The following is a 25,592-nucleotide window of genomic DNA, read 5'->3' as shown; positions in this document are numbered from 1 at the left end:
GATCGCCCGATCTTTAGCTCCTTTGCCGGTGCTTACGTTATTCAATTATTAATTAATTTAGTTAGAAAAATGGCCAAGCCCGCAGATATTGGCAGCAAACGTTTGATTGGATTAAACCCCGATCGCTGGGTAGAATGGGTAACTAAAATGCCCGACCTCCAGTACATTGGCATGGAGTCCACCAGTTTTGAATGGGTGAGCCGCCAGACCGATGTTTTATTGAGAGTCCGGTCTCCTCAACAGGGAGAATTTCTGGTCGTTAACGAGTTGCAACTGTACTATAACGCTCAAATGCCCAGGCGGATGCAAGCCTATGCCGCCCTTGCCGAAGAGAAATACCAACTTCCCGTATACCCTGTATTAGTCAATCTGCTCAAACCCGACGGAAAGCAACCCATTCCCACTCGTTACGAATCGGAATTTGGGGGTCTGAAGGCACTACGAGAATACAAAGTTATCAATCTCTGGGAAATTGAAGCGCGAACTATTCTCGATCCCCCCATTCGCCCCCTAATTCCCTTTGTCCCTTTGCTCAAAAATGGCGACCAAGAACTCGTGGTGCAAGAAGCAGTGCGAAGGTTGAGAGCTGATGAACAGTTGCAAGACTTCGAGACGTTGCTCGGTTTTTTTGCTAATTTTGTATTGGACACCAATCTAGTTAAACAAATTCTGAGGTGGGATATGTCGGTACTAGAAGCATCACCTTTATACCGAGAAATGCTCGAACAGGCCAGAAAAACCGTTTTACAACAAGGTATTGAACAAGGTATTGAACAAGAGCGCCGAAAAACGGTGGAAAACTTGATGAGGTTACGTTTTCAGACCATTGACCCTGAATTAGAGGCGATCGTACCCAAATTGATAGCTTTGCCAACTGAAGAAGTGTTTTCCTTGATTTTGCAAAAGTCACAGCAAGAGTTACTGGAGCAATTTAGCGATCGCAATTGACAACCCTTGGGATACCAATCTAGTTAAACAAATTCTGAGGTGGGATATGGTTAGATTAGAAGATTCATTTTTTGATGAATAATTAACAATGAAGAATGAATAATTATTCATGACAAAAGCAACAAGATGAGAGTATGGGGATATGTTCAGAAAACTTCGGCGCTGGTTGGAGCAATTTTGGCAATGGTTCAAGGATCTATTCTCTTCCTCCCCTAGCTCCTCAGCGGATACTGCGACGACTTGGCCAACAGATACCGACTATGAAATGCGGTTTATGTCCTTTCTAGAGGGAGTGGATCGGGGAAAAACCCAGGTGCTCAAAGACTGGGAAAACCTACAACAGGAATATTCAGAAGATCAATGGATAGCCTGGTTAAAACGCTTTGGCCAGAAGGTCACCCAAAATTCAGAACCCAATGAAAAATTGGCACAGCGCCTGATCCGGTTAGGGGAAGTCGGTTGTGGTCAATTGGGAGAAGTGGCGAAAGAGATTGGCGAACAGTTACACCCACCCATTTCTTTAGATGAGGATAATCCTCAAGTTTGGTTCGATCGCGGTAAACAATTACTCGATGAAGAGGATCAAAAAGCCTTAGAAGCTTTCGATCGCACTTTGGAACTTGACCCTAATCATTATCGCGCTGCCATTAATCGCGGAAATGCATTGATGAACCTGGGTCAACATCAAGAGGCAATTTTAGCCTATGACCATGCCCTAGAATTAAACCCGAATGCCGATCTAGCTTGGGCCAATCGCGGTAATGTATTCTTTGATCTCGAAGACTATGAACAAGCGATCGCCAATTGGGACAGAGCAATAGAACTCAATCCAAAAGATCTCGAAACTTGGCATAATAAAGGCATCGTTCTAGGGGTCAAACTCAATCGGTTTGAAGAGGCGCTCACTTGTTTTGACCAAACCCTGGCACTGCAAGCTGATGATGTACAAGCCTGGTTTCATCGAGGTATTGTCTTAGCCGCCTTAAATCGATGGGAAGATGCTCTAGAGAGTTGGAACCAAGTCACCGATCTGCAACCAGATTTTCAGGATGCTTGGATTAACAAAGGGGTCGCTCTGCAAAAATTAGGTCGCTATGCAGAGGCGATCGAAGCCAATCAACGGGCCATACATCCCAGCTAATCTCTGTGGATTTTGGTAAAATGCCCGTATTTGCCAGTAAATTTACGGTTTTACTGGAAAATCACCCTTACCTCTTAGCGCCATCTCCATGAATGACTCGGTATTAGATGTTTGTAACCTCACTGTTCAATTCCAAACGGATGAGAAAGTGATTCAAGCGGTTGATCGGATCACTTTCTCGGTGAAACGAGGACAAACCCTAGGCATTGTGGGAGAATCTGGCTCAGGAAAATCGGTGACTTCCCTGGCCATTATGGATCTGGTTCCTCAACCTCCAGGAAATATAGCCAGTGGAGAAATTTGGTTTCATCCCCCTGAAGGCGATCGGGTTAATTTGCGTCAAGTTTCCCCGCAACAGATGCAACAGTATCGGGGGAGTCAAATCTCGATGATTTTTCAGGAACCGATGAGTTCCTTAAATCCGGTGTATACCATTGGCTTTCAATTGGTTGAAGCGCTACGATTTCATCAATCGATTTCCCCGTCAGAAGCCAGACGACAGGCGATCGCCCTCTTGCAAGAGGTACAATTACTGCCCAAGGATGAAATTTTACAACAACAGATCTCACAGGAATTTCCGGAAGTAACGAGCGATCGCCAACAGCAATCTTCGATCAATCGTCAAAAACAAGCCATCCTCGATCGCTATCCCCATGAACTCTCTGGCGGCCAACTTCAACGGGTCATGATTGCCATGGCCATTTCTTGCAATCCTACCCTCCTGATTGCCGATGAACCCACCACAGCCTTAGATGTGACCGTGCAAGCGACCATCCTCAATCTGTTGCGCGATTTGCAAAAAGCCAGGGGCATGTCCCTGATTTTTATTACTCATGACTTGGGCGTGATTGCTGAAATTGCCGATAGCGTTGTGGTCATGTATCAAGGTAAAATCGTTGAATCTGGCTCCGTTCTCGATATCTTTTCCCGTCCCCAACATCCCTACACCCAAGGTCTGTTAGCCTGTCGTCCCCAACCCGATTTACACTTAAAATATTTGCCTACAGTGGCCGATTTTTTGGAGCAAGAGCCTGCTGTTCCTCTGACCAAAATCGCTGAAGTCGATCCCCAGGAAGTGGAGCAGCGTCTAGAAAAGCTCTATGAACAATCTCCGCTGATGGTGGTGAAAGACCTGAAAGTAGGTTTTCCCAGTAAAGGCATCTGGGGACAAACCCAGCGCTACACCATGGCTGTGAATGGAGTATCCTTTGAAGTCTATCCAGGGGAAACATTAGGATTAGTGGGAGAATCAGGCTGTGGTAAAACCACCCTAGCGCGAACGCTCCTGCAATTAGTTCCTTCTATGGGTGGGATGATGGCCTTTGAAGGCGAACAACTACAATCCTTAAGTGTCAAGGCTTTGCGCTACTTTCGCCGCCAGATGCAGATTGTGTTTCAAGACCCCTATAGTTCTTTAGATCCGAGAATGTCCATCGGGGATGCGGTGATGGAACCGTTGGTCATTCATCAGGAGTTAGAATCTGGGTCTAAACGACGCGATCGCGTGCGCTATCTTTTAGAAAGAGTCGGTCTCGATCCGAGTTGGATGGGTCGCTATCCCCACGAGTTTTCTGGAGGACAGCGCCAACGGGTCTGTATTGCCCGCGCTCTGGCTCTGAATCCTAAGTTTATTATTTGTGATGAGTCCGTGTCTGCGTTGGATGTGTCCGTGCAAGCTCAAGTGTTGAACCTATTGAAAGAGCTGCAAGACGAGTTTAAGCTGACCTATATTTTCATTTCCCATGATTTGAGCGTCGTCAAGTTTATGAGCGATCGCATCATGGTCATGAATCGCGGTAAAGTAGAAGAAATTGGCCCCTCTGAGCAGATTTACAACCATCCCACCCAAGAATACACCCGTCAACTGATTGCCGCCATTCCCACAGGGACATTAGAGGACATTGAAGAGCGCCAGAAGCAACCTCGTTAACTCCATTTTCCTGAAAATGCTCTGATTATCCTCACCCTAGAAATGGCGATCGCCAAAATCCAGATAAGCAACCTTCTAAATCATCAAACTAAACCCTAATAGGAGCATATCATGTCATTAGCCATCAAAGATTTGCTAGAGATGGTAGAACCTTTACCCGATGAAATCCAACAGCAAATCGTCGCTCATGTGCGCGAGTATATTGCCGATTTACAGAATGAACAACGGTGGGATGAGTCCTTTCGTCGCACTCAATCAGCCTTAGTTGCAGCCGCACGAAAAGCGAAACAAGAACGTGCTGCGGGAAATGCAACAAAAATGGATTATGACGAGCTATGAAATCTGAAGTGCTGCCGTCATTCTGGCAGCAGTATCGTCAGCTTAATCAGGAGGTTCGCGAACGTGCCCGCAAGGCCTATCGATTATGGTCAGAAAATCCCTTTCATCTCTCTCTTCATTTTAAGTGTATTAACCCAGAAGAGGAGATTTGGTCAGTGCGAGTAACGCGCAATTATCGAGCCTTGGGATTCAAAGACCAAGACACAGTAACCTGGTTTTGGATCGGCAACCATGATAATTATGAACGGTTCTTTGGTTAGCTGAAATATCTGATTAGGAAAAAGGAGAAAATCAATTAAAACTCAACATCCTTTCTTTTCCCAAGTTGCTCTCACTGAAGACTTGCCCCAATATCACCTAAAACAAGGCGATACTGCCACTATTGTTGAACATTATCCCATGCCAGAGTCCCAAGAAGATGGGTATAGTTTAGAAGGGTTTGATGTTCCCGAAATAACTATTGAAGTGAAAGCATCACAGATTATGCTCTTGAGTGACTATTTAAGAGAAGAAGCAATTTTAAGTAAATTTCGCAACTTGTCAGAACACCGACAAAAACAACTAGAAGAATACCTTGATTTTCTTTTGCATAAAGACCAAACAACTCCGGTGAATTAAGAGGTGCGATCGCCGATTCGCAGATCAGTTTCGTAAACACGATCCTAAATTTTGGCAGGTTCTAAGTAAACTTTACCATCAGGAGAAATGGCAAAATGGATGGAGTCACCTGGTTTGAGTTGCAACCAGTCGATAATTTCTAGAGGTAGGGCAATTTCCCCAGAAGGAGTGATTTGAGTGAATGCCATTTCTTTTTTAATCTGCTCAGTTTTGGCAGCAATTTTAGCTTTCCTGCTCTCGGAGAAATTTGCAGTGAGCTGAGAAAATTTCTGGTGACCGGTCATAGTAAACCCTCTTGTTCCAGTTCTAAAATGTACTCATCATACAAGCGATCCGCAATTGGGATATAAATTTCATAAAAGCGATCGCTGCCAGTTTTATCCCCTCCAATTAACAGAATCGCACTGCGTCTGGGATCGAAAGCATAAAAGATGCGTATTGGGCGACCACTGCTTTGCACTCGTAATTCTCTCATATGAGCGTGTTTGGAGCCTTTGACATTGGAGGAATAAGGGAAAGGTAATTGCGTGCCTCTTTCTTCTAGTAGTGTAACAATACTGGCAATATCATCTTGCTGTTCTGGGAGTAGACCTTGCCACCATTGGGCAAATTCATTGGTATATTCAACTTCCCAAACCATAATTAGTTTACGAGGTTCTCATCAATGGGCGATCGCCTCCCATCTTACTCTCTTGCGATCGCCTCCCGAAAAGAAACCGGGTTTCTTCCCAACTTGCCGACACCAACGAAAAGATACCCAAGAAACCCGGTTTCTCAAACCAACACGATCGCCTCCAATCTTACTCTCCTTGCGATCGCTCTCCGAAAGAAACCGGGTTTCTTCCCAATTGGCGGACACCAACGAAAAGATACACAAGAAACCGGGTTTCTCGGCTCCTGGCAGGGAGGTTGCGCTACACTGGATGGGAGGAAAAGGTTTCAACGATGAAGTCTCTGCGAAATCTGATGCAACGGGTGGCGGCATTTTTCCAAGGTCAAGCCTCTGGAGAGGGTGAACCTCAAGGGAATGCCACAGCACAGGAGTATTTCCAGTTCTTAATGCAAGTGTTGCAAGCGACAGAAGAGAGCAACGGAGATGCGGCAGTGGTTCATCCGCTCTTGCAACAGAACCTAGAGAAATTAGACTTAAACTTTGCCCAGATCTTACAAGCTTGGGCAACAAAAACCCTAGAAACAGCAACTTCCTCAGACAGGGAAGATATTGCCAACGTTCTCTATAACTTTAATCTGATACTTTCTAGCTTTCGCTATGGCAGCAGAGCCAACAATATCGAAATTGCCATGGCTTGTTTGGAGATTAACTTAGAGGTGTTTACGCGGGAACAGTCTCTAGAGAATTGGGCGATCGCCCAAAATAGTTTAGAAATCAAATACGACGATCGCCTGCAGGGAGAGCGGGCCGAGAATCTGGAGCGGGCGATCGCCTGCTATGAAGCAGCTCTGCAAGTGAGAACCCGCAGCGCCTATGCTGAAGATTGGGCGATGACGCAAAATAACTTGGCAGTTGCTTACAGAAATCGCCTGCGGGGAGAGCGGGCCGAGAACCTGGAGAAGGCGATCGCCTGCTATGAAGCGGCACTGCAAGTGTATACCCGCAGCGCCTATGCCGAAAAATGGGCCACGACACAAAATAATTTGGGAACTGCTTACTCTGATCGCCTGCGGGGAGAGAAGGCGGAGAACCTGGAGAGGGCGATCAAGTGTTATCAAGCGGCTTTAGAAGTCAGAACCCGCAGCGCCTATGCTGAAAAATGGGCACTGACGCAAAATAACTTGGGAGAAGCCTACAGAAATCGCCTGCGGGGAGAGCGAGCGGAGAACCTGGAGCGGGCGATCGCCTGCTATGAAGCGGCACTGCAAGTGAGAACCCGCAGCGCCTATGCTGAAGATTGGGCGATGACGCAAAATAACTTGGGAACTGCTTACAACTATCGCCTGTGGGGAGAGCGGGCCGAGAACCTGGAGCGGGCGATCGCCTGCTATGAAGCGGCACTGCAAGTGAGAACCCGCAGCGCCGATGCTGAAAAATGGGCCATGACCCAAAATAACTTGGCAAATGCTTACAGTGATCGCCTGCGGGGAGAGCGGGCGGAGAATCTGGAGCGGGCGATCCACTGTTATCAACAGAGTTTAGAGGTTCGCACGCGCAGCGCCTTCCCCCAAGGCCATGCCGGAACTCAGTTTAACCTCGGCCTGACCTATCGCAAAACTTCCCAAGCACAACTGGCCTATAACACCTTCGCGGCTGCCATTGACACCGTAGAGAGCATCCGCAGCACCATCATCATCGGCGGCGAGGCCGACAAACAGATACTGGCGGAAGAATGGCAGAAACTCTACCGCAACATCATCGAAGTCTGCCTAGAACAGGATAATCCCAGCGCCGCCCTAGAATACGCCGAGCGCAGCAAAGCCAGAAACCTCGTAGACCTGATCGCCGCTATCCGCCTCCAGCCCGAAGCCATCCCCGGCGAAGTCTGGGAGCGCTACACCCAGCTCTATCAAGAGTGGTGGCAGCGCCAGCAGCAGGCCAACGGCAGCAGTTCCCCTGTTTCCAGCGCCGACGACACCCGCAGCCTCCAGGTCTCCGTCTCCTCTAGCGCTCCCCCGTCCCCCTCCCTCAACGAGCTACGGCAACAGCTCGACGACTTCATCTCCACCGAAATTGCCCTCCACGACCCCAAATTCCGCTTTGGGCAAGCTGTCCAACCCATCCGCTACCGAGAAATTCAGGCCCTAGTCCCTGCCCAAACCGCCTTCATCGTCACCCCCGAAGCCGAACAACCGGCTCTCTTCTCCACCGACAGTAGCGCCGTCGATGCCTTAGAACAATTAAAAGACGAATATTTAAACCATTATCTCCACCGCGATAACCACTGGCGACAAACCCTACCCACCTACCTCCACCGGTTAGCCAACCTCCTGCAACTCAATGACCTCCTCTCCCACATCCCGCCCCACTGCCAGGAACTGATCCTCGTCCCCTACCGCTACCTCCATCTCTTCCCCCTTCACGCTTTGCCCGTCGTTGGCGGAGATGGGGAGTATCTGGGCGATCGGTTTTCCCAAGGCATCCGCTACATCCCCAGCAGCCAGATCCTGCAACTCTCCCTCTCCGAACCTACCCCACAACCGAGCAATAAATCCCTCTTTGCCATCCAAAACCCCACCCGCGACCTCACGTTCGCCAATATCGAAGTCGAAGCTATTCAAACTGCCTTCAACCCTGCCACCGTCCTCCCTGGCGAAGCCGCCCATAAAACCGCCTTCACCGAAGCCACCCCCCAATTCAAAACCCTCCAGTTTGCCCATTTCTCCTGTCACGGCTACTTCAACTTCAGCAACCCCCGCAGTTCCGGACTCATCCTCGCCAACGCCCAACTCCCCGAAACCCCCACCCCCGAAGCCGATGTCACCGTCATTCCTTCCCGACGGGGCAACTTCAACGCCGCCGAATGCCTCACCGTCCCCGAAATCTTTAATCTCCGCTTACCCCAATGTCGGCTGGTTACCCTGTCCGCCTGCGAAACCGGCATCACCGACACCGCCACCAGCGACGAATATATCAGCATCCTCGCCGGATTTTTCTTTGCCGGTGCGCGGAACGTCCTGGGCACACTCTGGGCAGTCAATGACCTCTCCACCGCCATTTTTATGATTCGCTTCTACGAAACCCTCTTCGTCGAACCCCAACCCCCCGTCGCCCTCGCCCTCAAACACACCCAAGACTGGATGCGCTCGGGCACCAGCGACGATTTGGTAAACTGGATTAGCACTTGTCCCTTAATTTCCCAAGCCCATAAACCCTCCATACAACAACGAGTTTCCCTAGGCTTCAAACCCGATTATCGCCTCTATCAATCTCCCTATCACTGGGCCGCCTTTTACGCGGTTGGCCAGTAATGGGGATACGGGGATGGGGAGATAGGGGGATAGGGGGAAATGGAGATCGCCTATTCTCTACCTATTACCCATTACCAGCGCGAAGTGCTCTAACCATGATTACTCCAGAAGAAATGATCACCAAATTCTTCCACGTCTGGGAAACCAACTCGGACAATATCTTTACCACATCCGGAGCCATTGCCGGTTTAGACAAACTAGAGCAAATGATGCCACAACTAAGGTCTCAACCCAATGATGTATTGATGGAACAGTTAATGGCATGGTGTTCAGATTATCCGCAACTGAGCGAAAAAATCTGGGAAACCCCACCGCGCAAATTATCCTCAGAAAATAACGAACCACCCCCAGACGCTGAAGACAACAGCATCGCTAACCGCTTTCCCAAAACCTCTGAAGTTCTGCAAGAAAGAAGCCGTAATAATGAACAATTAACAATGAATAATCCCGAACAGGAACCCTAATTCCCTATTCCCTATTCCCCATTCCCTATTCCCAGCGCAAAGCGCTATGAACCATCCGCCCGAATCCAATCCTGATACTGTTCTCTTAGCCCCTAATCTCTATTTATGGGCTTATCAACTCGCGGATCAATCGACCGATGAAACCTTTTGGCAGGCGGCTAATCTCCTGTTATCTCCCTTTGGCCAAACCCTAGAGATTACGGAGCGCCAAAATAGCAGAATTTTACTGGCTAAATCTTCCTCTATTCCCTTCAAGCTTCAAGATTCACCAGAGATTAGTGGCTCTCTTCAACCCCTGAAACTTAAAGATAGCTATGCTCTGTTTGCCAATCTTGGCTATGATGATGAAAAAGATGCCCTCGATCGCGTCAAGGTTAACGAACTGCGATCGCTCAACTTCAACTGGGTGGCACCAGAGCAGAATTTTTTAGGACAAACCCTATTAGTCACCGCTTATCTAAATCGGGTCAATCAACAGCGCGATCTTAAGAAACTCAGGAATATTGCCCATCAGTGCTATCAAGCCTTATTCCCACACTCGCCCCAATCCTATCGCCAAGGAACGCTCTTTGGTAGCCCCATTTTTGAATATAACCCAGCGTCTGAAGACTCCACCACGCCCCATGTCCTGATTTGGTTATTTCGAGACGAAGAAGCCCAGGAGCAAATTAATGCCTGCTTGAGTTATTTTACCGATCTGCTGTTTTATCGGGCAAAAGTGGTTAAAGCGTATGAAAAAAGTCGCAGCGTTTATCGCAATCTAGATCGAGATTACCACAAGCTAGAAACAAAACTCGACAAATTGCAAACATAACTCGATCGCCACAATTACCCGAATAATGATGATTATTTAGAGTCATTCAAAACCAGCTTGAAATACTTCGCCCAGGAGTCGCTCCCCTACACTCGATTCCTGCGAAACTTGGAAGATTTTCAGCAGACAATTGAAACTAATCTTTACAATTACAATGACAAAATCGCCCAGATTTGTGATACGCTAGAAATTGATAAGGAAGAACTATATTTTATACAACATTTCAGTGAAAAGACGGGGCAAAGATTCCAGCGCCAAATTGAAGTCGATTTAGGCTATTTTAACCATGGTACAGATTTAGTAAATACCGCGATCGCCTCCATCCGAGGAATCGTAGAAATCGACCAAGCGGAGAGTGATCGCAACCTAGAGCATCAAATCCAAACCTTTGGTAGCGCGATCGCTGTGGGTGCGATCATTGCATCCACCTCAGCGCTTATCTTTCAGTACCCTTGGACTTCGCCATGGCAACAAAATCATGGCGATCGTCTCCATCCCTTTATTATCGCTGTTCTCGTCAGCTTTCTCTCTGCTGGCTTAGTCTGGGCAATCTTCCAATGGAAGACCTGGTGCAGACCGATAAAGTGGATCTGGTGCAGGGTTAGGGGGCGATCGGGTCGCAACAACCGTTAACAAAGGTTCGGTGAAAAGGGTCGTCAAGTTTATGAGCGATCGCATCATGGTCATGAATCGCGGTAAAGTAGAGGAGATTGAACGTGCCAGAGACAACTTCCTTAACTCCCCTTTCCTTGCTTGATGAAGTACATTTCGATCCCCCGAACCCCCCTTAAAAAAGCAGGGAAATATTCCCTATTCCCTAGCACAAAGCGCTACAACCCATGAGTGTTGCGCGTACCATTTGTCTGGGTTTCTTAGCCGTCATTGCGATCGGTACAGTGTTGTTAATGTTACCGTTTGCCATTACCCCAGAAGGATTTGCCACTATTAACGGGCCCCTGGATTATGGGATGAAGGCCCTATTTACCGCCACCTCCTCCGTCTGCGTCACGGGATTATCCATCGTCGATGTCGGTCAATTCTATTCCTTTTGGGGGCAGTTGTTCCTATGCTTACTCTTTCAAGTCGGTGGTTTAGGCTACATGACTGCCACCACCTTTTTACTGCTCCTATTGGGACGGCAATTAGGATTGAGAGATAAACTCGCTATTCAACAATCCCTGGATACCCAAGGTATGGAAGGAGTGGGTCAGTTGGTGCGATCGATTATTGGCATGACCTTAATTTTTGAGATTACCGGAATTTTCTTATTAATCCGGGTCTTTCAAGCTGATTATGGCAATGCTCAAGGATTATGGTTAGCGATTTTCCACAGCATTAGCGCCTTCAACAATGCCGGATTTAGCTTGTTTAGTGATAGCCTCTCGTCCTACGCTACTTCCACCCCGTTAGTGGCGATCGTTACCGCCTTAATTATTATTGGGGGTATTGGCTATCAAGTCATCATGGAACTCTACACTTGGTTCTATCGGCGTGTGATTAAGCGCAATCAAGGATTTACTTTTTCTCTCCATTTTAAAATTGTTACCAGCACCAATGTCGCCCTTTTTGTTATCGGTTTCTTGGCATTTTTGCAGACAGAATTTTCTAATCCAGCAACCTTAGAATCTTTAAATTTATGGCAAAAATGTTTAGCGGCTTGGTTCCAATCCGTGACAACGAGAACGGCGGGATTTAATAGCATTGATATTGGTCAAATGACCACCACCTCCTTATTTATTACCATTCCCTTAATGTTCATTGGCGCTAGTCCAGGCAGTACTGGGGGAGGAATTAAAACCACAACCTTTAGAATTTTGCTCAGTGCGACCAGAGCCGCGTTGCAAGAGCGAGAGGAAGTTCTATGTTATAAACGCCAAATTCCCAATCTTTTACTCATTAAGGCCGTAGGAGTAATTATTGCGTCTCTGTTTGTGATCATTTGCGGCACAGTTTTAGTCAGTATTGGTTCTGGAGAAATTGAATTTTTAGCTATCTTTTTTGAGGTCGTTTCCGCCTTTAGCACTGTCGGCTTATCCACGGGGATTACGGATAGTTTGTCTCAATTTTCTAAGCTAGTGATTATCTTGATTATGTATATCGGTAGAGTGGGTATTTTATTACTCATGGCTTCATTTTATCAAAATACCAAGCCCAAGGTTATTCGTTATTCTGAAGAAGATTTATTAATTGGATGACTAGCTTCTAGAAGTAATATCCCTCCTCTTTCATTCTCCGATAGGCTAAAGCTTTTCAGAATCCTAGAGTCGTAGACAAGGTAAAGGTAAGCGATCTCGATCTCCGAGAGTGACAAAGAGAGATACAGAGCTTTGCGCTGTTATAGGGTACAGGGTCAGTGTCTTGTGTATTAATGGCCTTCACTCTTTTCCCTGTTCCACGTTCTCTACCTATACGAGGTGTGGTGTGGGGAGCAATCGGGCTTAAAATTAATTGGAGTCTATCTTAACTCACGGGAGATGGTTTGGTGAAAAAAGAGTCGTTCGGGTGGTTTCGTCGCCTGCGTCAAAATAATCAACAGTTTGCGGTAATTGGGTTAGGACGGTTTGGGCGAGCAGTTTCTGCAACCCTGTATAATATGGGCTATGAAGTTATGGGGATTGATTCGAGCGAACAGCAAGTGAATCAAGTGATTAATAGTCAGATTGCCACCCATGTTTTGGCCTTGGATGCCACCGATCCCATGGCTCTCAAACAAGCGGGTGTGTTTGAGTTTGATACAGTGATTGTGAGTATCGGCAATTATGTGGAAGAAAGTGTAATTGCTACCTTAAACTTGAAAGAGGCTGGGGTGAAATTCGTGGTCGCTAAGGCCTCTTCTAAAATTCATGAGAAACTGCTGAATAAGGTGGGAGCAGATTGGGTGGTGTTTCCAGAAGATGAGATGGGTTGTAATTTAGCAATTTCCCTGACTAAACCCAATATTTTAGAGCGGGTAGAACTCGATCCAGACAATAGTATGGTGGAATTGTTGGTTCCTGAAGAATTTGCGGGTAAAACCCTGTTAGAGTTAGATTTAAGGAATGAGTATGGGTTAACAATGATTGCCATTAACCATCAAGGAAATAAGTTGGAGGTGAACCCCAAACCTAATCAACGAATGGAAAAAGGGGATTCAATGGTGTTAATTGGGGACAATAAGGCGATTAATCGGTTACCGATCTAGCAGAAAAAAGGTTGTCAAAGGATGTATATTATTGGCTTGATTAGTGGAACATCAGCAGATGGAATTGATGCGGCGCTGGTGGAGATTTCTGGAGAGGGATATGAGTTAAAGGTGGATTTAATCGCTGGGGAAACCTATGCTTATCCGGAGGAGTTGCAGAGGGAAATTTTAGCGATCGCCGCTGGCGCATCTCTCTCCCTTCCCCAACTTGCTGCTGTGGATGACAAAATAGCACAAGCCTTTAGCCAAGCAGCTCTCAAGGTACAACAGGGTCATCCTCCAGCTCAACGGATTGCCTCCCATGGGCAAACCGTCTTTCACCGTCCCCCCAATGGACAACTCGGTTATAGCCTGCAACTCGGACGTGGAGAGGCGATCGCCTACAATACCCGTATCCCCACCATCAGTAATTTTCGCCAAGCGGATATCGCCGCAGGTGGACAGGGTGCTCCCCTTGTTCCCCCCATAGATGCCTGCCTTCTCAGCCATCCCACCCAAAGCCAATGTATCCAAAATCTAGGTGGCATTGGCAATCTAACGTATCTTCCGGTCAACAGTCATCAGCATCTCGATCGAGTCCGGGGATGGGATACCGGCCCAGGAAATAGCCTGCTGGATCTAGCCGTCGAGCAGTTAACTCATGGCACTCAACACTGCGATCTCAACGGTGCTTGGGCAGCCAGTGGAACCCCCTGCCAACCCTTAGTAGACCAATGGATGCAAGACCCCTATTTTCAGCAACCTCCTCCCAAATCTACGGGAAGGGAATATTTTGGGTGGGAATTCTGGCAGCGCTGTTGGCAAGAAATACAAGCTTACGCTCTCTCTGATGCCGATATCCTGGCCACCCTCACGGAATTTACCGCCGTTTCCGTTAAGCAAAACTATCACCAATTTCTACCTCAGATGCCCGATCGCGTGCTACTGTGTGGGGGCGGCAGTCGTAATCTGTACCTCAAAGAGCGTATTCAGCACCACCTAAGCCCCATTCAAGTTCTGACGACGGAAGAGATGGGCTTAAATGCCGAATTTAAAGAAGCGATCGCCTTTGCCGTCTTAGGCTATTGGCATCATCTCGGTATTCCGGGTAATCTTCCCCAAGTCACGGGGGCCAACTCTAGTCAGATTTTGGGACACCTACACCCAGTTGGAACCCATCGGACAACAATGTTATGATCGCTAACTAGATCATTAAGCACGGTTGCTTAAGACTCGAAACAATCTGAGACAAGAATTTAGAGGCGATCGAAGTGGCTCATACATTCTTAATGGAACCTGGACGCTGGACTCTGGAAGGAAACTGGCTAGAGAAAGATGGTCTACCGATCGCCATCCGAGGAGCAAGCTTAGTACGGTGGACAGCCGATAACTGGTTTACCATGGTCATGAAACTGACCTTTAGCCACGGCGATCGCGACCCCATATCCTTTCAATATAAAGGCCGTCTCGACAGTGGAGAACGCCGATATACCTTCGTTCTCCAACACAGTCTCCTCGGAAAAAAAGCCGAAGGAGAAGGTTGGGTGGCTCCAGACTCTATCATTCAGCGCTATTGGGTTCTTGGAGATAAGGAACGTCGCAGTAGTTTTGAAACCCTCTATCGCATTGACTACGAGACCTATCATCTCTCTAGCGCAATTATGGCAGGACATTACTTAACCAGTGCTATGGAAGCTCGCCTAGAGAGGCAAACAGAAAGCTAAAGTGCGTAAACCCCTGCTCTCTTCAAGCTACAATGAAAGGATAATGATCAACTGTACTGATCATGGAAACCCTTACAATTAAATATCCAAACCATCCTCTAGAATGGATAGCCTCTATCTGATCTAGTCGTTCATAGTTTGGATCGGACGGTACAACGCAAGAGGACTAGCAGAATTTGGATTAGGTGCATTTGCTCTCCTTACCCCATACCGTCATTAACGATAGGAAGAATTCCAGTTGATTCCAGTATTCTGGTGTAACATCTAATGAGTGACCCCAATATTGGCCGCATTCTATTTAATCGCTATGAGCTTGTCGAACTACTTGGTAAGGGAGCAATGGGGAAAGTCTACCTGGCCAAAGATGCGAGAGTCGGCGGAGTATTGGTCGCGGTTAAATTTCTCTCTCAAGCCCTACTGAATAAAAAAATGCGCGATCGCTTCGAGCGAGAAGCCACCACTTGCGCCCTCCTCGGACAACATAGCCTCCACATTGTCCGCGTTATGGACTATGGAGTAACCGACGAAATCCCCTTTTACGTCATGGAATATCTTCAAGGAGACAGCCTCAGCGATGTGATCCGCGAAGACAACATTAATCTAGAGCGTTTCTTAAGCCTAACTCGACAAATTGCTCTTGGCTTACAATGTGCCCATGAAGGCATTCAAAAAGATGGTAAAACCGTTCCCATCGTCCATCGAGACATCAAACCCAGTAATATCCTCGTTACCCAAGATTCCAGTTTTGGAGAACTGGTGAAAGTTCTCGATTTTGGTATTGCTAAACTCCTCCAAGAAGAGACAGCCGGACAAACCAACTGTTTTATGGGGACTTTAGCCTATTCTTCCCCCGAACAAATGGAAGGCAAAGAACTCACCAGCAGTTCCGACCTCTACAGTTTAGGGGTGATGATGTTCCAAATGCTCACCAGTCATATGCCCTTGACAGCGGAAACTCATACCTTTGGGGCTTGGTATAAAACACATCACTTTCAAACCCCTCGCTCCTTTGAATCTGTTGCTCCTTACCTCAAACTCCCTTCAGAGATAAAACACTTAATCTTCCGATGTTTAGCCAAAAAGCCTAAAGAACGGCCCCAAAGTGCAGGAGATATTGTTAAAACCCTAGAGCAGTTAGAGAAAAATCTCCATGCCTCCCCAAATCCTGCGGAAAACGGCAGGAAAGCCTCGCCTGCTTCTGAACCCGCTCAAAAAAAATCTTCCTCGGCTTCCATTAATGCTCCCCCCTCTGTAAAAACAACCCCTCCAACCGAAGTTTCTCCAGGATCAAGCCCAACAAAAGCCCCTGGAAAACTACAAGTGATTGAGGCAACACCTGCCATTGATATGGTCTGTTGGGAACAAACTTGGCCCAAAGGCAAGCCCCTAGCTCAAATTGTCTTTCCGCAAGTCTTGCAAACCCAGACCAAGGAATCTGTGGTGACATTGTGGGCAATGCTTAAGAAACAGGAAATTGAACAACGACAAATTAGCCGATTGTATAATAAAACCTATAAGAACTTTTTGTATTCTGTTTCTCCCCATCCGATGATTTTGTGGCTTACTGTTTTGTACGATCCTAAACAGGGGCCAATATGGTTGAGGTATTATATGGATCTCAAAAGCAAGAAGGGTAAGCGTTTAGCTAATCTATTAGCACATACGGGACGTTACTGCTTATTGTTTTTTCCCTTAGAGGAACCTGGCCGTTGTGCAGATGTCATCAGCATTAATGTTAACCTTTCGCAACGGAAAAGGCTACAAGATTGGGCTACAGGCAGTGATTCTATTGCGGGAGGTCAACCCACTCGTAGTAAAGAACTTCTGCAAAAAGAATTTGAAAAACTCCAACCCCAAATTCTGATGAAATTGGAAGCTGGAGTCCCGGATTCTTCTTTTTAGTAATATAGCAAGGAACTCGTTAAGTTAGGAGGGCTAAATTGTGGTTTTGAAGTCTAGTGACTAGGAGAGAAGTAAAGAATTGGATGCCAACTGCGCCGCAAGATTTTGTTACTGATACTCGGTGAAGACCATTCTAGAATCTTGTTTTTGCGACTCGATGAAACCGCGATCGCACTAATATCATGCATCAAGGCAGACTCAAAAATCTGGGGAATGATTTCCCCTTGACGCACTTCAATTTCGACCTCTAAATCGAGATTTGATAAGTCTTCCTTCACTTTCTGGAGTTCAGTGTTCGCTTTTTCTAATTCATAATTGACATCTTTATATTCTCGGCGACTGCCTTCTTCAACAACCCAAACAAGCAGTACTTTTTCTAGGGAGTTAGCCGGCCGGTTTTGGGCATAATCTTTAACTCGTTTTAACAAGTATTGGGCGCTGGGACTGCCATCATAGGTGAGCATTAAATATCGAAATAGATAACGACACCGCAGGTTTAATTCTTCAGACGTATAGGTGGAAATCAGTTGGGGTCGTAAAACCATGATCGGAATCTCCGTATGTTCGGCTAAACTCCGACTGGTACTGCCAAAAACTTGTTCATCCATGAAGGTATGGATATTCGCTCCCATGATAATCACATCGGAATGATGTTTTTTGGCTACATCTAGAATGGTTTCATGGGGTTTCACTGAAGGAACGACTTCACCCTTGACTTCTAAGCTATCGGGGATATTCGGGCGCAGGACAGATAAGCGAGATTTTGCCCATTCAATCTTTTCATTATCTGCTTTGGGAATTATTCCTTCTAAGGCTACACAATGGTTAAATACAATTTGCTCTAAACCACTTTGAGCTAGAGCGGGAACTGAATTGACTAGACGGTATAATCCATCGGATAAATCGGTGGAGATTAAAGCACGCTTGAACATAAGGGGTAAGTGTAATACCGAGGTGTGAATCTTCCCTTACCCTAACACTCTCAAGTGGAAGTTAGACCCACAAGCAAACAAATCTTGAGCTTCTAGTTCTCAATAGATACGATAAGGTGTCCTTAATTTAATCTAAACCCCACTCGTGTTTGATAAATTGCTGATACATAGTTTCTCGTAACATCATTTGTTCATACAGCTTGACGAGGAATTCTTGCGCTTGCTCGCGACTCATTTTTTCGACTTGGGTTTGGAAAGATCGAAGATTAAATTCTTGTTCTAGGGTGAGTTGCATGGGTTCGTTCATCGAAGACTCCTCCATTTGGGTTCAGTAGGACTGAGAATAGTGCGACGTAGGTTGGTTATGGGTCGTGGGTCATGGGTAATAGCATGGAGACACTGGTCTCTAAAGATGTTTGAGCTATTTCCTATCCGTCCCATTTCCTCATACTTAAGCACGTCTAGTAATATTACAAAATATAACAAATGTTTGACAGATTGACCACATTGGCTTTTCTTGGGGATGTTTTAGCAAGTTTACAAAGCTAAAAATGCTCATGACGAACAAATCTCTAGTTTTTTGTCTAGAGATGTTGGGATGGAAGTGGGGAGATAGGGGGAAATTGCCTACTGCCTACTGCCTATTGCCTATTACCTATTGCCTGTTGCCTACTTTCCATTCACTGCCTAGTCACTGTCCATGGCAACAATAATCACCGTGATATTGTCTCGTCCCCCTTTTTCCTTAGCCAATTGGATTAATTTCTCTCCAGCAGACTTACAGGCTCGAATCGATTTGAGGGTAGAAGCGATGGTTCCGTCGGGGAGTTCTTCGGTTAAACCGTCGCTACAGAGCAAGAGGCGATCGCGTCCTTGTAACTCGATCAAATCTACATCAATATCCTCATCTTGGGTATCTTCGCGTCCCAAACATTGGGATAACACATGCCTCCAGGGATGGGTACGTCCCTGTTCTTGATCGAGGACTCCAGAAGCCATCGCCTTAGCAACCCAAGTATGATCGACAGTCATCTGATCCAGATTATGGCCGCGCAGTCGATAGAGACGAGAGTCACCAATGTGAGCCACCCAAGATTCTTCCACGTTCTGATCTTGAGATTGACGGAATAAGACCACTACTGCTGTGGTTCCCATATCGGAGCGTTCAGGATATTGGCGCTGGTCTTCAACAATTGCATCATTGGCTTTCAATAGAGCTGCCTTCAATAACTCACCGGAAGACTTCTCCGAGTCCCAATGGACTAATAAATACTCTTCAATGGTTTTGGTGGCTAACTTACTGGCTTCTTCTCCACCAGCATGGCCACCCATACCATCAGCAACAATAAAAAATCGACCTTCCGGGTCATAATAGAAGGCATCTTGGTTTACAGAACGGACTAGCCCCGTATCAGTTAGACCCGTGAAGATGCGTTTCATAAGTTTTCTGACCAAAACAGTAACTAAGGGATGGCTATGAAGAGATTTCTCCCCTCTAATTGTAACCTCTGGCGGTCTAATTGTAACCTCTGGTCGGTAACTTTAGGACTAAGGCATTCGATCAAAACGATTAATTCGCCGCATCAGACGGAATAACATAACCACTAAAGCGATCGCCAATACAGCGACGACTACGGCCAACCCTAGTTTATCAGCACTAACCAAAATTGCCGCAGCAATAGTCAAGCCGCTAATTAGGATACCATAGGTGTTCACCAAACTCATACTACTGATCCGTCTAAGGATGCGATCGCTCTCTGTCGCTCTGACCCGCACCCGGATATCCCCCTGCTCCAACTTATCCAAAGCATCCTCTAAACGACGGGGCAACCCCAAAGCCGTATTACTCATCTGAGTGGCTTGGCGACTGAGTTCCCCCAACAAATTATTTCCTGCCGATCCATTTCCACTATTCATAAGCTCTGTTGCAAAGGGTTTCGCTACTTCCATAAAACTAAAGTCTGGGTCAAGACCTTTCCCTACCCCTTCTAAGGTAGAAAAAGCACGCATCACAAACGTAAACGTTGCCGGAAACCGGAACGGTTGATCGTAGGCAATCTCATAAAGATCGTCACTAATTTCACTCACAGACTGAGTTTCAAAAGGTTGATCCATAAAATGATCCAACATGTATTGAATCGATCGCCTCACCGGCCCCATATCTCCTGTGGGAGCCAGTGCGCCCAACGCAATCAACGAATTCATCACTCGATTGCCATCTTTCTGGGCAATCCCAAAAAAGGTATCTAAAAGTTTTTCACGGGTTACTGCTTGAATTTGGCCCATCATGCCAAAATCATAAAAAATTAGCGCCCCTTCAGCACTGACGGCAATATTCCCTGGATGAGGGTCAGCATGGAAAAACCCGCTGTAGAGAATTTGCATTAAATAGGCTTTAGCCCCCAAATGAGCCAAATTTTTACGGTCTAATCCGGCTGCTTCTAGGGCATCGTACTGACTGATTTTGATCCCTGGAGCATATTCAAGAGTTAAGACACGGGGAGAGGTATAGCGCCAATAGACTCTGGGCACTTTCACCCAATTTTCTTGGCGGAAGTTGCGCCGAAAGGTATCTGCATTGCGCCCTTCATTGAGATAATCAATTTCTTCCCATAAAATGCGGCAACATTCCTCATAGATGCCGAGCCAGTCCCGTCCCTTTCCCCAGTCAGGATGATTTTGGAAATAGTGGGCAATACCTTTGAGAATCTCTAAATCAATGGTAAATAATTGCCTGAGACCGGGTCGTTGGACTTTCACCACGACTTCTTCACCGCTATGGAGTTGGGCCCGGTGAACCTGGCCTAAACTAGCCGCCGCCATGGGGATGGGGTCAAAATTGCTATAGAGGTCTTGAACGGACTTTCCTAGGTCTTCCTTGATAATGCTTTCCGCTTTTTCATAGCTAAAAGCAGGTACGCGGTCTTGGAGTTTGGAGAGTTCTTCTACATATTCGATGGGAAATAGGTCCGCACGGGTGGAGAAGAGTTGGCCGAGTTTAATAAAGGTAGGCCCTAGATCTAGGAAGGTATCTCGAATCCAAATTGCTTGCTGTCGCCGTCTTTTTTGGATTTTTTCCTCGGTCATACCGCCTCGGTAACTCCAGGCTTTACCATTGAGCCACGCAGATCCTAGGAAGAGCCAGAAGAAACTCCAGATATCGACAAAACGGCGGTTTCGGGAATATTTGGGACGATTCCAGCGATAGGATTTACTGCTATAGCCTTGTTCCAGGCTACTGGAGGGGGAAAGAGCTGATGGATCGTTGGATACGTCGGAGAGCGCAGATACAGAGGTCATCAGTGGGTCATGAATGGATTGGGTTAAGGAAAGTCTGGGATTGAGGTTTAGGTGGAACGGGAGCGATATTTTTGCAGTTCAGAGCGTAGTTGGGCAATTTCAGCCCGCAAATCATCAAGCGTTTCTTGGAGATCGCGCGCTGGAGGATTGGCAACTGGGGAAGCGGGAGAGGGGTTTCCCGTCCGGGCGGCTGATTCTGCGGCTGTGGCTCGATCTAAGACCATTTGCGGGAAGTTTTTGAGCCGTTCTTGTTGTTCTGCGTCAGCTTTACCGAAGTTGCTGAGGGCATGAGTTAAGGTGTATTCTACTTCTTCGGCGATCGCCTCGGATAGGGCACGACCGACAAAGAAGGCATGGAGAGGGCTGTTACTCATGGAAGGATTGGGATTAGAGTTTGTTTACAAAAATTATAATAACGTTGCTTCCTTTCAGAATACAGAAGATTGACCAGAATTGTCAGGTTGGGTTGAGTAGGCAACCGGCAAGAGGGATGGGCTTCGATTCACCCTTACCCAGCACTATAACTGACTTAGGCGTTTTAAGATTCGTAGCACTTCATAGAGTTGATTTCCACGATTGCGAATACTGAACAGATCTGATAAGGCATAGCGGTTGACTTCTCTCCGGACTAGCTTGACAAAAATAAAGCTGCCTCCTGTAGCAATCATGCCAAAACAGGGACGTTCGGGGTGAGGGCTGGCGAGCATATAGACGAGGATCTGGGGGAGTGCTTCTTCGATGGAAAAGGAGGCTTTTTTGGATTCGATCGCCACAATCCAAAATTGTTCTTTCAAAATCAAGGTATCAATTCGACCTTTGATGATTACCCCCTCGTCTTCTGCACTAATCTCTATCGGTTCTTCACTTTTGACATAGAAGGGAGCGATATAGAAGTCACCGATAAATAGAATGGGGTCTAAAATCGCCATCCTGACTACGTTTTCGAGTAAGGGAGGGGAGTTGAGTCGGTTGATATAACCGGCTTTGACTTTATCGAGGAGTTGGCGATCGCTCGGAGAAATTTCAGGTAAATTTTCTTGCCATTCTGAAAAGAATTCCTCGTCTTTGGTTAAGGTTAAGCCAAAGCGATCGATCAGTTCTCTGAGGGTGATCGTTTGTGTGGCTAAAGGAGTAGACATAATATAGCGCTTCGCTGGTAATAGGAAATAGAGAAAACTGCGTTTTACCCTTTGCTTAACAGATTTCGTCTAAGTCCACCCATTCATCATTCAAGTCATCTTCATCGAGATAATGTACTCGATATTGAGCGCCGTCGATTTTTTGAATTCTGGCGGTATACCATTCTTCTTCATCGTCATCCCAGACTTTGACCTTTTGACCGACGGCATACCCATTATCATCAGCCTCTTCAAAATTACCAGCGCGAACATTCTTTTCTTTGATCCATTCATCCTCGGATGACCCAGAGCCAACATAATGAACATAGTACCGAGGTTTATCTTTTTTGACTTTAACTTTGCGGATGGTTGCTTCATACCAATCTTCTTCTTTTTTATCCCAAACTTCAACCATATCTCCGATGGAAAACTCGATTTCTCCTTCGCCACGGAGATCCTCACACACCAAGGCAACCATGCGGATTAAGCCAGCATTGTGATAGTTTTTAGCCAGAGAATTAGCAAAGAGTTGGGGATTAGGTTGGGGAATGCCATTGAGTTTGCAAAAAGCAATCACTTCGACGACAATCTTGAGTAATAAATCAATGGTTTGGGTTGTCTCGGCTTTGGGGGTAAGGTTGCCCAGAAAAGAGAGAAAACTTAACTTTTCACTCACCTTATTGGCTAAGGCGGCTGTGCCCATGGCGACATCGGCTTTATCAATGGTCTGATAGAGTTGGACTGCCCCTTGATAGCCTTGGGCGGGATCGAGATAGAGAGCAGCGGCGCGATCGCGAATACGTTGAATGATTTTTGGGTCAGTTTCTCCGGTAAAATGGGTGATGGTAAGATCAAATCCGATCACATTATTCCATTCTCCCGGCGCAACAAAATCGAGAGCTTTTAAAACTTTGACAGTAATGTTATCTTCGGGCAGCTCATCGACAAGCTGAATAATTGACTTTGCCATGATTTTTTCCTCATGATTAACCCTGTTGATAGTTTAGCGCCATTGCTGGGTTTGGATCGGGGAAGATGGCAATAAACTAGATTTCTATGGAAACTGTGGGAGAAGAGGGCAATGTGGCAGAAATCGGGTTCCTATTTCCTGACTTCTGCAAGCAGTCTCATGAGAAAGTAAGCTTATGGTTCAGCTTTGAAAGTCTCAATACTAAACCCGAAATAGAAACATCGCCTCTCTAGTATTAGAGGAGTTTCTCAACCTCTAAACTTGCCCCTGGAGCGCCTGTAATTGTGTCTGCAAGGAAGGGGGATTGTAGCCCAGGGAAAAGGCTTTAGAGCTGTCTAGGGAAACATCTTGGGGGCGGCGAGCTGCCATGGGCACATCCTGTTGGCGGGTGGGTTGGATGAATTTCGTGGGTAAGTGTAGAGATTCTGCCATCAGTTGCCCAAATTGATAGCGGGAAATGCGCTCTTTTCCTCCCAGGTGAAATAGTTCCCCTGGATGGTTGAGGGCGAGAAGGAGTCCTTGAGCGGCAGTGGTGGCGCTGACAGGGGTGCGCCATTCGTCGGTGAAGAGGGCGAGAGGTTGATGGGATCTCAATACTCTAATAAAGGGTTGGATAAAACTGCTACCATGAGCAGGCGCTGCGCCAAACATCAGGGGCATCCGGCAAATGGTAACCTGGGGATATTCCTGGCGCATTGCCTGTTCTGCGTTCACTTTTTGCTGTCCATAATGGTTGATGGGGGAAGGGAGATCGGCTTCTCCGTAGGGGGCAGCAGTGCCATCAAAGACAAGATCGGTGGAGGTAAATACGCAGGGAATATGGCGTTGGGCGCTGAATCGGGCAATTTCTACAGCAGCCTGAATATTAATTGCATCGGTTTCCTGGGGATGGGTTTGGCAATAATTGGGACTTGATTGAGCAGCAGTATGAATAATGGCATCAGGTTGAATGTCTGTAAACAGGCACTCTAGGGCAGAAAAGTCCAGGAGATTCAGGGCAGTGAGGTGAATCTGGGGTAAGCTGAGGGCATGGGTGTGATACGTGCCATAAACCTGCCAATGAAATTGAGCAATTTGGCAGAAATTCCAACCTAAAAAGCCACTTGCGCCCGTAATCAGTAGTTTTTTCATCGGAGTTGTCTACAGTAATAAAACCAGGTCTTCGATCTGATTATTGTCAATTTGATTGAGTTTATTCTGATTATCATATGTCTCAGGATGCTGACGTGCTATTTAAGCAGGGAATTCAGGAGTATCAAGGGGGGAATTTGCAAGGGGCAAAAACCCTGTGGGAGCAGGCATTATCGCTCTACCATACCGAGGGTAATCTCCATCACCAAGGGGCGGCTTTAGGGAATTTGGGGGCTGTAAGTCAGGCTTTAGGGGATCTTGAAGAAGCGATCGCCTACTATAAACAGCATTTGAGTTTAGCGCAAGAGATTGGCGATCGTCCAGGACAACAGAATGCCCTGAATAATTTGGGTAATGCTTATAGTCGTTTGCAAGATTTTCCCCAAGCACTGAACTCTTATCAACAAGGGTTACTACTCACTCGGAAATGGGGGAATTTAGGACTGCAAGGACAGGCGTTACTCAATCTGCGTCAAGTGTATCAAGTGATGCAAAATTGGGAAGAAGCACAGCGCTGTTTGCAGGAGCAATGGGCGATCGCCAACCAATTACGGCAAACCCAAAACCAAGATATGTTAGACATTGCCCAACAGGTAGGTTTAAATCCCTTATCTGATTTTGCTGGAGCCAATTTAGCTGAGGTGAATTTTCATTATGCTAATTTAGCTGGAGCAGATTTAACAAAGGTAAATTTGAGCGGTGCAGATTTGAGTTTAGCGGATTTATCCCATGCTCAGTTAAGCCATGCCAACCTGGAAAAAGCAATTTTAAGTAATGCCAATTTGCGCGATGCTAATTTACAGTACGCTAATTTGCAAGGGGCAGATTTACGCACGGTTTTACCCCGTGCCGATCTGAGTGATGCCAATTTGGAAGAGGCAAATTTATCTGGGGCGTATTTGCAACGCGCCAATTTCTCCCGTGCCAATTTATCGAATGCGGATTTATCCAATTCGGATTTAACTGATGTCAATTTAGAGGAAGCCCAGTTGACGGGAACGCTCTTAAAACAGGCAAATATTGATAAAGCCCATGTCAATCAAGCCTATTTTAAGGATAATCCGAAATTGTCCTCAGCCCTGAAGCAACATTTGCGCGATAAAGGAGCAATTGTGGAGTAATATCAATGAACAATGAAACTTCAAAAATCAGGCGATACATCAATCTTCGTCTCCCC

Annotated in this window: 27 protein-coding genes; 16 read left to right on the top strand and 11 right to left on the bottom strand. The window is 46.5% G+C overall.

All coding sequences use genetic code 11. The features are described from left to right. The first annotated feature begins 69 nt into the window (after positions 1-69). From PN466_RS22670 to PN466_RS22645, 6 genes are all read left to right on the top strand, one after another. Positions 70-948 (top strand): hypothetical protein, encoded by an 879-nt coding sequence (locus PN466_RS22670; RefSeq protein WP_271944265.1) that lies wholly within the window; start codon positions 70-72, stop codon positions 946-948. Positions 949-1,090: 142 nt separating this feature from the next. Next, positions 1,091-2,089 (top strand): tetratricopeptide repeat protein, encoded by a 999-nt coding sequence (locus PN466_RS22665; protein WP_271944264.1) that lies wholly within the window; start codon positions 1,091-1,093, stop codon positions 2,087-2,089. Between the two features lie 88 nt (positions 2,090-2,177). After that, a complete protein-coding gene (locus tag PN466_RS22660; protein ID WP_271944262.1) occupies positions 2,178-4,019 on the top strand; it encodes an ABC transporter ATP-binding protein in 1,842 nt (613 codons plus the stop codon). 111 nt (positions 4,020-4,130) lie between these two features. Continuing rightward, the gene (locus PN466_RS22655; RefSeq protein ID WP_271944260.1) at positions 4,131-4,358 is read left to right on the top strand and encodes a hypothetical protein; all 228 of its coding nucleotides are present in this window, start codon (positions 4,131-4,133) and stop codon (positions 4,356-4,358) included. After that, complete coding sequence (locus tag PN466_RS22650; protein ID WP_271944258.1) at positions 4,355-4,618, top strand: type II toxin-antitoxin system RelE family toxin; 264 nt, start codon at positions 4,355-4,357, stop codon at positions 4,616-4,618. Before PN466_RS22655 ends, PN466_RS22650 begins: the two co-directional genes overlap by 4 nt. Before the next feature lie 34 nt (positions 4,619-4,652). Next, positions 4,653-4,976, top strand: a complete 324-nt coding sequence (locus tag PN466_RS22645) for a DUF4926 domain-containing protein (protein ID WP_271944335.1) — start codon at positions 4,653-4,655, stop codon at positions 4,974-4,976. A 44-nt stretch (positions 4,977-5,020) separates the two neighbouring features. Here PN466_RS22645 and PN466_RS22640 read toward each other — a convergent pair whose 3' ends face one another. The 3 genes from PN466_RS22640 to PN466_RS22630 are packed head-to-tail and all read right to left on the bottom strand — an operon-like array spanning position 5,021 to position 5,919. Further along, the gene (locus tag PN466_RS22640; RefSeq protein WP_271944256.1) at positions 5,021-5,260 is read right to left on the bottom strand and encodes a hypothetical protein; all 240 of its coding nucleotides are present in this window, start codon (positions 5,258-5,260) and stop codon (positions 5,021-5,023) included. Then, on the bottom strand, positions 5,257-5,616 hold the full coding sequence (locus PN466_RS22635) for a type II toxin-antitoxin system RelE/ParE family toxin (RefSeq protein WP_271944254.1): 360 nt from the start codon (positions 5,614-5,616) through the stop codon (positions 5,257-5,259). Before PN466_RS22635 ends, PN466_RS22640 begins: the two co-directional genes overlap by 4 nt. Before the next feature lie 21 nt (positions 5,617-5,637). Beyond that, positions 5,638-5,919: a hypothetical protein gene (locus PN466_RS22630; protein ID WP_271944253.1), complete on the bottom strand. Its 282-nt coding sequence runs from the start codon at positions 5,917-5,919 to the stop codon at positions 5,638-5,640. Between the two features lie 2 nt (positions 5,920-5,921). Between PN466_RS22630 and PN466_RS22625 the strand changes: the two genes are divergently transcribed. The 9 genes from PN466_RS22625 (at position 5,922) to PN466_RS22585 (ending at position 16,964) form a co-directional block, all read left to right on the top strand. Continuing rightward, the gene (locus tag PN466_RS22625; RefSeq protein WP_271944251.1) at positions 5,922-8,900 is read left to right on the top strand and encodes a CHAT domain-containing protein; all 2,979 of its coding nucleotides are present in this window, start codon (positions 5,922-5,924) and stop codon (positions 8,898-8,900) included. A 95-nt stretch (positions 8,901-8,995) separates the two neighbouring features. Further along, positions 8,996-9,364, top strand: coding sequence for a hypothetical protein (locus PN466_RS22620; protein ID WP_271944249.1), 369 nt, complete (start codon positions 8,996-8,998; stop codon positions 9,362-9,364). Between the two features lie 46 nt (positions 9,365-9,410). Further along, positions 9,411-10,178 (top strand): hypothetical protein, encoded by a 768-nt coding sequence (locus PN466_RS22615; protein ID WP_271944247.1) that lies wholly within the window; start codon positions 9,411-9,413, stop codon positions 10,176-10,178. Positions 10,179-10,235: 57 nt separating this feature from the next. Then, entirely contained in the window at positions 10,236-10,811 is a 576-nt protein-coding gene (locus PN466_RS22610) for a hypothetical protein (RefSeq protein WP_271944245.1), read from the top strand. A gap of 206 nt (positions 10,812-11,017) precedes the next feature. Then, positions 11,018-12,373 (top strand): TrkH family potassium uptake protein, encoded by a 1,356-nt coding sequence (locus tag PN466_RS22605; protein ID WP_271944244.1) that lies wholly within the window; start codon positions 11,018-11,020, stop codon positions 12,371-12,373. 287 nt (positions 12,374-12,660) lie between these two features. Beyond that, positions 12,661-13,359, top strand: a complete 699-nt coding sequence (locus tag PN466_RS22600; protein WP_271944242.1) for a potassium channel family protein — start codon at positions 12,661-12,663, stop codon at positions 13,357-13,359. A 21-nt stretch (positions 13,360-13,380) separates the two neighbouring features. Continuing rightward, positions 13,381-14,535, top strand: a complete 1,155-nt coding sequence (locus PN466_RS22595; RefSeq protein ID WP_271944240.1) for an anhydro-N-acetylmuramic acid kinase — start codon at positions 13,381-13,383, stop codon at positions 14,533-14,535. Positions 14,536-14,609: 74 nt separating this feature from the next. After that, positions 14,610-15,062, top strand: coding sequence for a hypothetical protein (locus PN466_RS22590; RefSeq protein ID WP_271944238.1), 453 nt, complete (start codon positions 14,610-14,612; stop codon positions 15,060-15,062). 267 nt (positions 15,063-15,329) lie between these two features. Further along, positions 15,330-16,964 (top strand): serine/threonine protein kinase, encoded by a 1,635-nt coding sequence (locus PN466_RS22585; protein WP_271944236.1) that lies wholly within the window; start codon positions 15,330-15,332, stop codon positions 16,962-16,964. Positions 16,965-17,017: 53 nt separating this feature from the next. Here PN466_RS22585 and PN466_RS22580 read toward each other — a convergent pair whose 3' ends face one another. From PN466_RS22580 to PN466_RS22545, 8 genes are all read right to left on the bottom strand, one after another. Then, positions 17,018-17,896, bottom strand: a complete 879-nt coding sequence (locus tag PN466_RS22580) for a universal stress protein (protein ID WP_271944234.1) — start codon at positions 17,894-17,896, stop codon at positions 17,018-17,020. Between the two features lie 127 nt (positions 17,897-18,023). Continuing rightward, a complete protein-coding gene (locus PN466_RS22575) occupies positions 18,024-18,203 on the bottom strand; it encodes an NblA/ycf18 family protein (protein ID WP_271944232.1) in 180 nt (59 codons plus the stop codon). A gap of 380 nt (positions 18,204-18,583) precedes the next feature. Then, complete coding sequence (locus tag PN466_RS22570; RefSeq protein ID WP_271944230.1) at positions 18,584-19,336, bottom strand: PP2C family protein-serine/threonine phosphatase; 753 nt, start codon at positions 19,334-19,336, stop codon at positions 18,584-18,586. A 108-nt stretch (positions 19,337-19,444) separates the two neighbouring features. After that, positions 19,445-21,130 (bottom strand): ABC1 kinase family protein, encoded by a 1,686-nt coding sequence (locus tag PN466_RS22565; RefSeq protein WP_278003197.1) that lies wholly within the window; start codon positions 21,128-21,130, stop codon positions 19,445-19,447. Between the two features lie 113 nt (positions 21,131-21,243). Further along, positions 21,244-21,570, bottom strand: coding sequence for a DUF6825 family protein (locus PN466_RS22560; RefSeq protein WP_271944226.1), 327 nt, complete (start codon positions 21,568-21,570; stop codon positions 21,244-21,246). A 144-nt stretch (positions 21,571-21,714) separates the two neighbouring features. After that, positions 21,715-22,335 carry a restriction endonuclease subunit R gene (locus tag PN466_RS22555; protein ID WP_271944224.1) on the bottom strand — a complete coding sequence of 207 codons (621 nt, stop codon included), beginning with the start codon at positions 22,333-22,335 and terminating at the stop codon, positions 21,715-21,717. Between the two features lie 55 nt (positions 22,336-22,390). Continuing rightward, positions 22,391-23,284 carry a Tudor-knot domain-containing protein gene (locus PN466_RS22550; protein WP_271944222.1) on the bottom strand — a complete coding sequence of 298 codons (894 nt, stop codon included), beginning with the start codon at positions 23,282-23,284 and terminating at the stop codon, positions 22,391-22,393. Positions 23,285-23,539: 255 nt separating this feature from the next. Continuing rightward, positions 23,540-24,415, bottom strand: coding sequence for an SDR family oxidoreductase (locus PN466_RS22545; RefSeq protein WP_271944220.1), 876 nt, complete (start codon positions 24,413-24,415; stop codon positions 23,540-23,542). Positions 24,416-24,492: 77 nt separating this feature from the next. On the opposite strand from PN466_RS22545, the gene PN466_RS22540 reads away from it, so the two are divergent. Beyond that, positions 24,493-25,536 carry a pentapeptide repeat-containing protein gene (locus PN466_RS22540; protein WP_271944219.1) on the top strand — a complete coding sequence of 348 codons (1,044 nt, stop codon included), beginning with the start codon at positions 24,493-24,495 and terminating at the stop codon, positions 25,534-25,536. Positions 25,537-25,592: the final 56 nt, after the last annotated feature.

Source organism: Roseofilum reptotaenium CS-1145, assembly GCF_028330985.1.
In the GTDB taxonomy this organism is placed as follows: Bacteria; Cyanobacteriota; Cyanobacteriia; order Cyanobacteriales; family Desertifilaceae; genus Roseofilum; species Roseofilum reptotaenium.
The sequence above is the reverse complement of the archived record's forward strand: the minus strand, read 5'-3'. Positions and strand labels throughout refer to the sequence as shown.

Excerpts from the sequence above, each read along its gene's own strand:
- PN466_RS22650 (WP_271944258.1), top strand. The coding sequence starts at position 4,355 with ATGAAATCTGAAGTGCTGCCGTCATTCTGGCAGCAGTATCGTCAGCTT.
- PN466_RS22605 (WP_271944244.1), top strand. The coding sequence starts at position 11,018 with ATGAGTGTTGCGCGTACCATTTGTCTGGGTTTCTTAGCCGTCATTGCG.
- PN466_RS22560 (WP_271944226.1), bottom strand. The coding sequence starts at position 21,570 with ATGAGTAACAGCCCTCTCCATGCCTTCTTTGTCGGTCGTGCCCTATCC.
- PN466_RS22655 (WP_271944260.1), top strand. The coding sequence starts at position 4,131 with ATGTCATTAGCCATCAAAGATTTGCTAGAGATGGTAGAACCTTTACCC.
- PN466_RS22585 (WP_271944236.1), top strand. The coding sequence starts at position 15,330 with ATGAGTGACCCCAATATTGGCCGCATTCTATTTAATCGCTATGAGCTT.
- PN466_RS22580 (WP_271944234.1), bottom strand. The coding sequence starts at position 17,896 with ATGTTCAAGCGTGCTTTAATCTCCACCGATTTATCCGATGGATTATAC.
- PN466_RS22570 (WP_271944230.1), bottom strand. The coding sequence starts at position 19,336 with ATGAAACGCATCTTCACGGGTCTAACTGATACGGGGCTAGTCCGTTCT.
- PN466_RS22620 (WP_271944249.1), top strand. The coding sequence starts at position 8,996 with ATGATTACTCCAGAAGAAATGATCACCAAATTCTTCCACGTCTGGGAA.
- PN466_RS22635 (WP_271944254.1), bottom strand. The coding sequence starts at position 5,616 with ATGGTTTGGGAAGTTGAATATACCAATGAATTTGCCCAATGGTGGCAA.
- PN466_RS22550 (WP_271944222.1), bottom strand. The coding sequence starts at position 23,284 with ATGGCAAAGTCAATTATTCAGCTTGTCGATGAGCTGCCCGAAGATAAC.
- PN466_RS22540 (WP_271944219.1), top strand. The coding sequence starts at position 24,493 with ATGTCTCAGGATGCTGACGTGCTATTTAAGCAGGGAATTCAGGAGTAT.
- PN466_RS22575 (WP_271944232.1), bottom strand. The coding sequence starts at position 18,203 with ATGAACGAACCCATGCAACTCACCCTAGAACAAGAATTTAATCTTCGA.
- PN466_RS22555 (WP_271944224.1), bottom strand. The coding sequence starts at position 22,335 with ATGTCTACTCCTTTAGCCACACAAACGATCACCCTCAGAGAACTGATC.
- PN466_RS22660 (WP_271944262.1), top strand. The coding sequence starts at position 2,178 with ATGAATGACTCGGTATTAGATGTTTGTAACCTCACTGTTCAATTCCAA.
- PN466_RS22640 (WP_271944256.1), bottom strand. The coding sequence starts at position 5,260 with ATGACCGGTCACCAGAAATTTTCTCAGCTCACTGCAAATTTCTCCGAG.
- PN466_RS22670 (WP_271944265.1), top strand. The coding sequence starts at position 70 with ATGGCCAAGCCCGCAGATATTGGCAGCAAACGTTTGATTGGATTAAAC.
- PN466_RS22545 (WP_271944220.1), bottom strand. The coding sequence starts at position 24,415 with ATGAAAAAACTACTGATTACGGGCGCAAGTGGCTTTTTAGGTTGGAAT.
- PN466_RS22615 (WP_271944247.1), top strand. The coding sequence starts at position 9,411 with ATGAACCATCCGCCCGAATCCAATCCTGATACTGTTCTCTTAGCCCCT.
- PN466_RS22665 (WP_271944264.1), top strand. The coding sequence starts at position 1,091 with ATGTTCAGAAAACTTCGGCGCTGGTTGGAGCAATTTTGGCAATGGTTC.
- PN466_RS22625 (WP_271944251.1), top strand. The coding sequence starts at position 5,922 with ATGAAGTCTCTGCGAAATCTGATGCAACGGGTGGCGGCATTTTTCCAA.
- PN466_RS22595 (WP_271944240.1), top strand. The coding sequence starts at position 13,381 with ATGTATATTATTGGCTTGATTAGTGGAACATCAGCAGATGGAATTGAT.